This is a genomic window from Paenibacillus residui, from assembly GCF_042677205.1.
In the GTDB taxonomy this organism is placed as follows: domain Bacteria; phylum Bacillota; class Bacilli; order Paenibacillales; family NBRC-103111; genus Paenibacillus_L; species Paenibacillus_L residui.
The window spans coordinates 1-10,506 of sequence record NZ_JBHTIU010000111.1 but is presented as its reverse complement, the minus strand read 5'-3'; the positions used below and the strand labels follow the sequence as shown (position 1 = coordinate 10,506).

At 51.7% G+C, this 10,506-nt stretch carries 9 protein-coding genes and 1 pseudogene; 9 read left to right on the top strand and 1 reads right to left on the bottom strand.

The features are described 5' to 3' along the window. The 8 genes and pseudogenes from ACFQ03_RS25785 to ACFQ03_RS25750 all read left to right on the top strand — a co-directional run. Positions 1-647, top strand: a pseudogene (locus tag ACFQ03_RS25785) (DNA mismatch repair endonuclease MutL); the annotation flags it as partial. A 130-nt stretch (positions 648-777) separates the two neighbouring features. Next, entirely contained in the window at positions 778-1,551 is a 774-nt protein-coding gene (locus ACFQ03_RS25780) for a class I SAM-dependent methyltransferase (protein ID WP_144933476.1), read from the top strand. After that, the gene (miaA, locus tag ACFQ03_RS25775; RefSeq protein WP_144933477.1) at positions 1,548-2,519 is read left to right on the top strand and encodes a tRNA (adenosine(37)-N6)-dimethylallyltransferase MiaA; all 972 of its coding nucleotides are present in this window, start codon (positions 1,548-1,550) and stop codon (positions 2,517-2,519) included. The genes ACFQ03_RS25780 and miaA overlap by 4 nt, the downstream gene beginning before the upstream one ends. Positions 2,520-2,585: 66 nt before the next feature. Next, the gene (hfq, locus tag ACFQ03_RS25770) at positions 2,586-2,825 is read left to right on the top strand and encodes an RNA chaperone Hfq (RefSeq protein ID WP_144933478.1); all 240 of its coding nucleotides are present in this window, start codon (positions 2,586-2,588) and stop codon (positions 2,823-2,825) included. A 493-nt stretch (positions 2,826-3,318) separates the two neighbouring features. Beyond that, complete coding sequence (locus ACFQ03_RS25765) at positions 3,319-5,886, top strand: transglycosylase domain-containing protein (RefSeq protein WP_144933479.1); 2,568 nt, start codon at positions 3,319-3,321, stop codon at positions 5,884-5,886. A gap of 290 nt (positions 5,887-6,176) precedes the next feature. Beyond that, positions 6,177-6,881 carry a peptidylprolyl isomerase gene (locus tag ACFQ03_RS25760; RefSeq protein WP_186328215.1) on the top strand — a complete coding sequence of 235 codons (705 nt, stop codon included), beginning with the start codon at positions 6,177-6,179 and terminating at the stop codon, positions 6,879-6,881. Between the two features lie 593 nt (positions 6,882-7,474). Next, a complete protein-coding gene (locus ACFQ03_RS25755; RefSeq protein ID WP_379291881.1) occupies positions 7,475-8,134 on the top strand; it encodes an alpha/beta hydrolase in 660 nt (219 codons plus the stop codon). Between the two features lie 30 nt (positions 8,135-8,164). Further along, positions 8,165-8,794: a YdcF family protein gene (locus tag ACFQ03_RS25750; protein WP_144933481.1), complete on the top strand. Its 630-nt coding sequence runs from the start codon at positions 8,165-8,167 to the stop codon at positions 8,792-8,794. A 98-nt stretch (positions 8,795-8,892) separates the two neighbouring features. On the opposite strand, the gene ACFQ03_RS25745 is transcribed toward ACFQ03_RS25750, so the two are convergent. Continuing rightward, the gene (locus ACFQ03_RS25745) at positions 8,893-9,654 is read right to left on the bottom strand and encodes a GNAT family N-acetyltransferase (RefSeq protein ID WP_379291879.1); all 762 of its coding nucleotides are present in this window, start codon (positions 9,652-9,654) and stop codon (positions 8,893-8,895) included. Between the two features lie 357 nt (positions 9,655-10,011). Here ACFQ03_RS25745 and ACFQ03_RS25740 point away from each other — a divergent pair. After that, on the top strand, positions 10,012-10,506 hold a 495-nt coding region (locus tag ACFQ03_RS25740), incomplete at its 3' end, for an AAA family ATPase (RefSeq protein ID WP_379291876.1).

Below are 10,506 nucleotides of genomic sequence, written 5' to 3'. Positions count from 1 at the left end.
GTGCGGCGGCGGAGGCGGCCGCAGGCGTGCTCGCCCAGGCGGAGGCAGGCGGCGGGATGCCCGCGTTCCCGCGGCTCGAGCCGATCGGCCAGCTGCATGGCACGTATATCCTCGCCCAGAACGAGGATGGCTTGTACATGATCGACCAGCATGCCGCCCATGAGCGGATTAATTACGAATACTATTATGATAAATTCGGCCAGCCTCAGGAGGCCAGCCAGGAGCTGCTCGTTCCGCTAACCCTGGAATTCACCTCTGCGGAAGCGGAACGGCTTAAGGAGCGGCTGGACTATTTCGAACAGGTCGGCGTCTATCTGGAGAGCTTCGGCGGGAACAGCTTCATCGTCCGCGCCTATCCCCATTGGTTTCCGGAAGGGGAAGAGAAGGACATTATAGAAGAAATGGCCGAATGGATATTGGCGGAGAAGAAACAGATTGACGTGGCCAAGCTGCGGGAAGCTTCCTCTACGCTTTGCTCCTGCAAAGCGTCCATTAAAGCGAACCAGCGACTGAGCCTGGCGGAAATCGAGGCATTGCTGGAACGGCTCGCTTCCTGCCGGATTCCATATACGTGTCCGCACGGGCGGCCGATTGTCGTCAGCTTCTCCACATATGAACTGGAAAAAATGTTTAAAAGAGTAATGTAGCTCAACAGATGATTCCGGCTTCCGCAGCATAGGGGAGCCGGATTATACTTTTGGGGCAAAATAGAGTATACTCTTGGGGCAAGGGAAGATGTTTTCTTGCAGACGAGCATAGAAATGACCGGGTGATGGCATGATTGTAACGACTACATATAACCCTACGGATGGCGCGATAGCGCGATCCCGAAGGATTGCTGCCGAGAACGGCTGGACCTGGGTGCCCCGGGAACGCCAATCTCTCAAGCAGCTTGCCGATAAATATGGAGAGGAACGGATTTGGTCCGTCTCCGAGCAAGAGCTGAATTATTATTGCGGCTCGCAGCCGCCTTTATTTTTTCATCCCAGCATGGCGCTGGTAAGAATCAAGCGAATCGTGCGCGGGGAGTCCGACTCGCTGCTCGCAGCCGCCGGTGTCCGGGAAGGAGATTCGGTGCTGGACTGTACCGCCGGTTTGGCCTCGGATGCCATTGTATTTTCTCATGCGGTCGGAAGCAGCGGGCATGTGACCGCGCTGGAGAGCGAGGGGGCTCTGGCCGTTTTGCTGAAGGAAGGGCTTAAGACCTATATTTCCGAAATTCCCCAGCTGAACGAAGCGATGCGCCGGGTGCAGGTGGTTCACCGGGACCATGCGGAATATTTAAAGCAGCTTGCGGACAAGAGCTTCGATATCGTGTACTTCGATCCGATGTTCCGGGAGCCGGTGCAGGAGACCAGCCACCTGTCCCCGCTTCGAGAGGTGGCGAATTCCGCCTCCCTGCAGCCTTCCGCCATTGAGGAGGCCAAGCGGGTTGCGCGGAGAGCGGTTGTTCTTAAGGAGCTGCGGGGAAGCCGGGAATTCGAACGGCTTGGCTTCGGAGAGGTCGTTCGTTCCAGCTCGAAAATCGCTTACGGGGTGATCTCAGGATGACACGTGAATCTGACCAACCTAAACTGCTTGTTCTCGTAGGGCCGACGGCCGTCGGCAAGACAAGGCTCAGCCTGGATATAGCCGAATCGCTTCATTGCGAAATCATTTCCGGAGATTCGATGCAGGTATACCGGGGCATGGATATCGGCACGGCCAAGGCGACGAAGGAGGAAAGAGCCCGGGTTCCCCATCATATGATCGATATTCACGATCCGGATCATCCTTTTTCCGTAGCCGAATTTCAGGAACGGGCCCGGCGGCTTATCGAGCAAATCGGCGCCCGGGGCAAGCTGCCTTTCATTGTCGGGGGCACCGGACTGTATATTGAATCGCTGTGCTATGATTTTCATTTTAGCGATGCCGGCTCCGACGAACCATTCCGTGAGGAACAGCGGGCTTATCTGGAGCAGCATGGGGAGCAGGCTCTTCATGACAGGCTTCGCCAGATCGATCCGGCAACCGCGGAGCGGCTTCACCCGAACGATCACCGCAGGGTCATCCGGGCTCTGGAGGTCGCCCACTTGACAGGAATTCCGTTGTCGGAGCATCTGGCCGGGCAGCGCAGGGAATCTCCTTATAATCTTTGCATCATAGGCTTGACAATGGACCGGGAATTACTATATAAACGTATTGAAGACCGTATCGATCAGATGGTCGAGGAAGGACTCGTCGAAGAAGTGCGTGAGCTTCTTCGTCTCGGATATGGGGAGCACCTTGTTTCCATGCAAGGACTTGGCTATAAGGAAATCGCCGCTTATTTACGCAACGAGATGTCTTGGGAAGACGCAATTACGCTGCTTAAACGGAACACAAGGCGTTTTGCCAAGCGCCAGCTTTCCTGGTTTAGACGAATGAAGGACATCTGTTGGGTCGATGTGACAGACCATTCAAATTTTTCTAAACATTTGCGGACAATTAATGATATAATAGCAGGAAAGTTAACGCCCCATACGGAATACACTTCGTAACGTAGCTAATTCTTCCATAAAGTTTAGATGGCTGTCTGTTCCAACTATTTGAAGGAGGACCAATGGATGAACAAAACAATTAATATTCAGGACAATTTTCTTAATTCGTTGCGTAAAGAAAGTGTGCCCGTAACGGTTTACCTGACGAACGGGTTCCAGATTCGCGGGCTTATTAAAGCCTTCGACAATTTTACGATCATCATCGATAGCGAAGGCAGACAGCAGATGGTATACAAGCATGCGATATCAACGTTCACGCCAATGCGAGCGGTATCGTTTGCTCCGGAGATAGAATCAGATAAGTAAACGATTGTGTAAATATTGGTAAACGAAGAAAACCCTTGCACCTGATTCAGGTGAAGGGTTGTTCTTTTTCTGGAGGCTTTTCCGGATGGATTATTAACGGTCTGTGCATGTTTTTCTCTACGGATTGTTCCTAAAAACGATAGTCGGAAAGGTTCGATTGGCCTTTTGCAGGTTAATGTTTGACAAGAGGTGCCGTGGGTTTTGGCTTGCTATGAAACTTTTAATCGTTTATATTCGTTTATACATTAGGAAGGGAAGGTTGAGCTTGCGTGCTGCCGGTGAATAAAGAAAGAAAATCCGGTTGGGGACGGATCGGCGCAGGCTTTGGCCTGGCATGACGAAAGGATTCAACCGTTGGATGTTTAACAGACATGAATTGCTGATCGTTTATGCAAACTTGACGAGAAGCCATCCATCATTCACCGGAAGCGAGATCAAGGACAAGAGATAGAAGAAAGATAACTTCCAGGGAGGAGACAAGGGGGAGAGAAACTTGACATCCAAGAAGAAAGCCAAAGCGAAACCGAAGAAACGTGTCTTTACATGGAGGAAAATGGCGGCATTGAGTTTGGTCACCGCCGCTCTGGCCGTTGTCGTCGCCTTGGCCGGATATTTGATCATTATTTACATGGGGAAAAATATACTGGATGAGCAGGCTAATAAGCTGCAGCTTACGGAAGGCTCCGTTGTTCTGGATTCTCAAGGCAACGAGGTGGCCAAGCTTTATCTGGAAAACCGGGAGCTGGTAGCTCTCGATGATATTCCGCCGCTCTTGCGTAAAGCTTTCATCGCGACCGAGGATAGAAGATTTGAAGAGCATACAGGTATCGATCTATGGGCGATCGGCCGGGCATTGGTCAAGGACGTCATTGCCCGCAAAGTCGTGGAGGGCGGCAGTACGATTACCCAGCAGTTGGCCAAAAACCTGTTCCTCAGTGCGGACAAGACGGTGTTCCGGAAGGCGACCGAGGTTTCCATCGCCATCGCTCTGGAGGAAGAGTTTACGAAGGATGAAATACTGGAAATGTATCTGAACCGGATTTTCTTCGGGAGCGGCGCCTGGGGGATCAAGATGGCCTCCAAACGCTATTTCGGCATTTCCGACCTGAACGAATTGGAGCTGTGGCAGATCGCTACGCTGGCGGCACTGCCCAAAGCGCCGACGACCTACTCTCCTCTTAATAATCCGGAGAAATCGAAAGAGCGGCGCGGGGTTGTCCTCACGCTGATGCATCAGCAGGGGCTGATCACAGAGGAAGAGATGAATCAGGCGAAGGCGGTGGACTACGATCCCGCCATGTCGACGGACATCCAGACGAGCAATCAATTTCCTTCCTATATTGATTATGTGGTTCAGGAAGCAAGCAAGCTATACGATATCGAGGAAGAGGAGCTGCTTCTTGGCGGCTACAGAATCGAGACGACACTGAATTCCAATGCCCAGAGAATTCTGGAGGAAACCTTCAAGAACGATAAAATGTTCCAGAAGAAGACAGACAAGCAGACAATGGCTATGCAGGGAAGTATGGTCATTATTGACCATAAGACGGGCGGAATTGTCTCGATGATTGGCGGACGGGACTATGAGCGGAAGGGCTGGAACCGTGCATTGGTCAAGCAGCAGCCGGGCTCATCCTTCAAGCCTATCATCAGCTTTGCTCCGGCGATCGAATCCGGCAAATTTACGCCTTATTCGATGCTGAAGGATGAGAAAATGTCTTTCAACGGATATTCGCCCAGCAACCTGAGCGGTCAGTATCGCGGAGAAGTCACGATGTTCGATGCGATGAAGTATTCCTGGAACATGCCTGCCGTATGGCTGTTGAATGAAGTAGGCCTGAAGTATGCGATGAATTTCGCAGAGGGGCTTGGAATTACTTTTGATGAAAATGACAGGAACCTCGCTATCGCTCTCGGGGGAATGACTTACGGGGTTTCGCCGTTAGAGATGGCGCAGGCGTACAGCGCTTTTGCCAATGATGGAATAATGCATGAGGCTCATGCCATCGTCAGCATCAAGGATAGAAACGGCAAAGAAATTCATGCCTTTAAAAATACGAAGGGCAAACGGGTGATGAAAGAATCTACGGCCCGATCCATGACGGCACTGATGCAGAAGGTCGTGGAGCCGGGAGGAACGGGCGCCAGCGCCGCGATGAACCGCCCGGTCGCCGGTAAAACAGGCTCGACCCAGCATCCGTTCGTGGACAAACGCGACAAGGATATATGGTTTGCCGGTTATACTCCGGAATGGACCGCAGCTGTATGGATGGGCTTCGACAAAGCGGACAAAGACCACTACATCACGATCAAGAGCGGTCAAGCGGCCGCCTTGTTCAAGGAAGTGATGTCCAAGGCATTGGCCAAGGAACCGGTCAAACCGTTCCCGGGTACGAAGGTGGAGGAGGAGCCGCCGGCCGATGAGGAAAAACCGGAGACGGTGACGAATTTCAACGCGCATTACGATAAGGAAAGCCGGAAGGTCAAGCTTTCCTGGCAAGCGGTAACCGGAAATGTCAATTACAAGATTTACCGGAAAGGCTCCAATGAAGGGGACTTCAGCTTCCTGCTGGAGGTTAAGACGGCGGAGGCGAACGACATTTCAGCCTTCCCGGGAGAAACCTATCAATACTATGTCGTCGCTTATGATCCGGAGAAAGATACGACTGGGGAACAATCGAATGTTGTGGAGGTAGCTATACCGGGTGAGAACGGAGAAGATGATTCTTCTCCCGATGAGACACCGATACCGCCCGACAATCCGGATCATGGGGATAAAGACAAGGATAAAGATAACGGCAGGGATAAAGATAAAGACAAAGACAAAGATCGAGAGCCGGGGGAAACACCTGATCCGAATCCGAGCCCGTCTCAGGACCCGGATTCATCAAATCGGCCCGATCCGACCCCGACTCCAAGCCCGGGTCGGGAGCCCGATAACCCGGATCGTCATCAATCCTCCTCCAATTCGACAATGAATCCGGGGGGAACGCCGGAGATCATTGATCCCATTGAGAACAATCGGGGTCAGGAAGAAGGCGGAGAGACAGCGGCTCCATGATCCGGTGGGGTTGTCTCAACAATTAGTTCATTCATATGGAGAAACAGGCTTAACCGGTGAAAAGTTCATATATCGCCCAAAAAGGGCGAGAGGAGTGGGCAATTGTCCGCTAACTCTCGCTCTTTTTCTTTCATCGTTATCTGGTTGAACAAATGATGTACTGGGGGAAGGTCATTCTGCTCAATGTTTACTATCGAATCTCTTTCGTTAAAGCAATCGCAAGATTTGAGAGTGATTTCTTCAATATGCTATAATGGGTTATATTTTTCCAACTGAGGTGTTCATCATTGATTCCATACAGTAAAGGATTTAAAGCAGCGTTAGTCTGTTCACTAGCCGCAGCACTGTTGGCAGGGTGCGGCGGCAAATCGGGCGGGGAAGCCGGGCAAGGCAGCCAGAACGGGCAGCCGGCAACGACACAGGCTCCATCCGCCTCGCCGGGACAAGCCAAGAAATGGTCACAGCCTCCGGCTATGACTATCGATCCGGAACAAACCTATCAAGCCGAATTCGAAACGAGCAAAGGCACGTTTACAATTGAGTTATTTGCGAAAGAAGCGCCCAATACGGTCAATAATTTTGTCTTTCTGGCGAAGGAGGGCTATTACGATGGAGTCACTTTCCATCGAATCATTGAGACCTTCATGATTCAGACCGGCGATCCGACGGGTACGGGGACCGGAACGCCCGGGTATTACATTAAGGACGAACTGGACTCGGGGTATACCTACGAGCCTGGAATAGTCGCTATGGCGAAGTCCGGGAAGGACCGCAACGGAAGCCAGTTTTTTATATGCACGGGTGAAGATAGCTACAACCTGAATTTGCAGCCGGATTATTCTATCTTCGGCAAAGTGATTGAAGGTATGGATACCGTGCAGGAAATTGCGGCTACACCGGTTAAGATGAACCCGAAGGGGAATGATCGCACGCCGAGCCTTCCGACGGAGACCGTGACGATCAACAAAGTGACGATTCATGAAGCCGGACAATAAACCGGCCGTGGACATAGAGGCTGCTGTTGAAGCGGCCTCCTTCTTAGCAGAGTCTGTCTCTGCTATTTTTTAAATATAGAAAGGATAAGTTTCACTTTATATAAAGAACGACCGGGAGTAGAGGAAAGGCAACGCCGTTAATGGATCAAGAATTGCTGCGATAACAGCGATAATACTCCATTTCGAAGCGATTCGGATACTTATGGAGAAAAGCCTGCGAAAATACATTTATTTCGGCATCAAATCACTCGATTACCCCTGGAACGGGAAAAGAAGATGTATTTTTTCAGGCTTTGCTGCGGACACGGTGCAAAATGGCCAAAAGCATGCAGTATTGCAGGCTTTTAGTTTCCTGGGATCCGGCAAAGTACCCTGAATAAGCTTCAAAGGTTACGCGTCACGTGGGGAATTTACAGGGCGCGACAGCTCACGTGCTTGTGGGGGATTTACAGGGCTTCGTTTGCAAATTTTTACTTCTAGGATTAATGCAGCAGTACGTTTAATGGCAAGTAAGTCTTAAAGTGTGCGGGGCAGCATTTAGAGTTCTTCTCGGAAACGGCACTCATGAGGTGACCTTGGGAGGTAGATAGCCAGTGTCCACGCGAGCTTGTATGCTAATCCACGGTTTTACCGGAGGACCGTATGAATTAGGTCCTTTAGCGGACTATTTGCGGAAGCGGGGAGTGCTATGCACGGTTCCGGAGCTTCCCGGCCACGGAGGGAAATTACGTGAACTCAAGCGCTATACCCGGGCCGACTGGATAGCCAAAGCCTTAACCGAAGCCGAGGAGCTGGTTGAACGCTGCGGTCCGATCGATCTGGTCGGATTCTCCATGGGCGGACTGCTGGCTACTTATGTGGCTAACCGGCTTCCGGTTCGCAGACTGGCCTTACTGGGAACGCCGGTCATTTATATCAGCCCGGGAAGGATGATCCGGGATATTGCCGAAAGGCTGGCTGGAAGCAGAACGAAGGATACGCCGGGCAAGGCCGGGACGCCTGTGCGCGCTGTGGTGGAATTTATGAAGCTGGTCAAGGAGATCAGGCCGGAATTCGAGCAAGTGTCCGTACCGACGCTGATTGTCCAAGGGGCGGAGGACCATATTGTACATCCTTACAGTGCAAAGTATATTTACGAGAAAATATCCGCACCCAAGGAACTGCTGATTTTGCCGAATTCCCGGCATTTGCTTTGCTTTGGGGAGGAAGCGGATCGTTTGTTCGGCGAAGTGGAGCAGTTTTTGCAATATTGATTGTGTTCGCGGGAGCTGAGGGGGAACCGAATGAAAAGAAGAAAAGCCAAAGCCTTATTCTGGTTGAAAACCGCCGGGATATTGGCAGGTTTGCTAGTCCTATGGGTTGGGTATGTGCAGTGGAAAATTTACTCGGTTCAGCACAGTCAGAATTCGGAGCCGGCAGATGTCGCGATCGTGCTTGGGGCCGCCCTCTGGAATGGCGTCCCCAGTCCGGGCCTTCGGGAAAGACTGGAAGGGGCCGTTGAACTGTATGAGCAAGGCATAGTAGATAAAATTATTCTTTCCGGGGGACTGGGTACACATGGCTCGACCGTGACCGAGGCGGAAGGGATGAAGAGGTATTTGCTGGAGCGCGGCATCCCCGAATCCGATCTGTTCAAGGAAGATGAGGCCAGAAATACGCTGCAAAATTTGTCCTTCAGCCAGAATATTATGAAAGCCAATCAATGGACGACGGCCATCATAGTTACTCATCATTATCATGGCGCCCGGGCTCTCGATATGGCCCGATTCCTCCATTTCGAGAACCCGAGAGTGTATACGGTCGATTCGGAAGTGATGAATATTACTTGGCACAAGACGAGGGAGACGCTGGCTTACGGGAAATGGACCTTGGACAAATGGATGATGTGGCTGGGCCTTTCCTCTGCTCCTTGAATTTGGACCGCGGGGGAACAGATGCACGTTCGTCAGACGCTGTCATGTATCACGGAGAAGCATTATGCTGGACAATTGGACAACCTGGAGCTTTTCGTTTATCCTCCTCCAATCCGATAATGATATTGATATAAGGGACGGTAACCGGAACGGGTATAGAGGGCGATAGCCGGCTCATTATCTGCGGAGACTTGCAGATAAAGATTCGAGGCCCCGTTCTGGCCGCTCCAGTCGGCCAGCGCGCGGACCAGGCGGCGGCCGGCACCCTGCCTGCGGAATGGAGGAGCGATAACGACGTTGGTATATCCCGCCCAGCCTCTTTCGACGATGGCCGTTCCTACCCCGATCGTCTCCTCTCGGGCATTTTTCAAAGTGAGAAAGGTATGCCTAGGCCCGATAGCGGCAAACATTTTTTCGTAGACCAGCTTTCGCGTTACCGGGAATTGCTCGAAAGCGATAAAGTCATCTATCCATTCCCCGGAAGGGCCGGAATGGAGGATGATGTAATCGTCCTCGGGGGGGTTTAGACAAGCCCTGACTTTTTCAATACTCGAGATCATTACGGTCGTAACCATTTCTTTGCGATACCCTTCAAGCTCCAGCAGTCTGTCCAACTCCGGCGGAGAGGCCGGACTGATTTGGTAACAAACCGGCAGCCCGCGGCGGCTGTAAAAAGCATTGACCTCTTCCCGCCAATTTCCTTCCGGCAGATCCCCGCAAGTCCATACGCTGTTGGCCCGCCGGGTAACTCCTTCGGCCGCTCTTAGCTTCCAGCCCCCATAAGCTTGCTGAACGATAGAAGGCCAGGTATTGGCGGCCAATTGTTCAATAAAGGCTATGAACGCCCGGTCTTTCTCCACTATAAGCTCCTCCCGTCTGCACCTCGATATTTCCATGATTTTAATAAAAATACATTTTAATGAATAAATATGCAATGTGTTTTTGACTGAATTTTTATTTGAGTAAAATCCGAAGACGAGATATGCTGCAAATAATAAGGGCACCTGAGGTCGCCAGTTCTTTCCAATTGGTTTAGCCGCATGAAATAAAAATCACCGGGTCGTCAACCGTACCAGTTGCAGACTCTCCCAACGCGGCCATCCACATTTTCCTTGGCGTCTTTAGGGCGAAGGCGGGGCGGAGCGGGGCTTGTCGGGAACCCTTTTCTGGGCTCCTGCGTATACTGCTTACACAAAAAATATACGAGGTGATCCGATATGAGCGGTCGATATACGGCAACCATCCACCGAAATCCGGAAGATCCTTCGCGGCGTATCAGCATTGTATTGAATTCACCTGAAGGGACTGCCGCTGCCGCCGAAGCGCCGCCCTTGTCCAAGATCGACAGAGCTCCGACCCGGCAATTTTCCGCGATTCTGAAAGAGCTGGACCGAATGATCGGACTGGAGAATGTGAAGGAGCTTATTTATGAAATCTACGCTCTGCTGCTGATCAAGCAGTACCGGGCCGAGGCGGGTCTCCACTATGACGCTCATGTCTATCACATGGTCTTCAAAGGAAATCCGGGAACGGGAAAGACCACCGTCGCCCGAATCGTCGCCAAGCTGCTGCATGAGCTGGGGGTGCTGTCCAAAGGTCATCTGATCGAGGTGGATCGTGCGGAGCTGGTCGGCGAATATATAGGGCATACCGCATTGAAGACGAAGGAACTGATCAAGAAAGCGATGGGCGGGGCATTGTTTATCGATGAG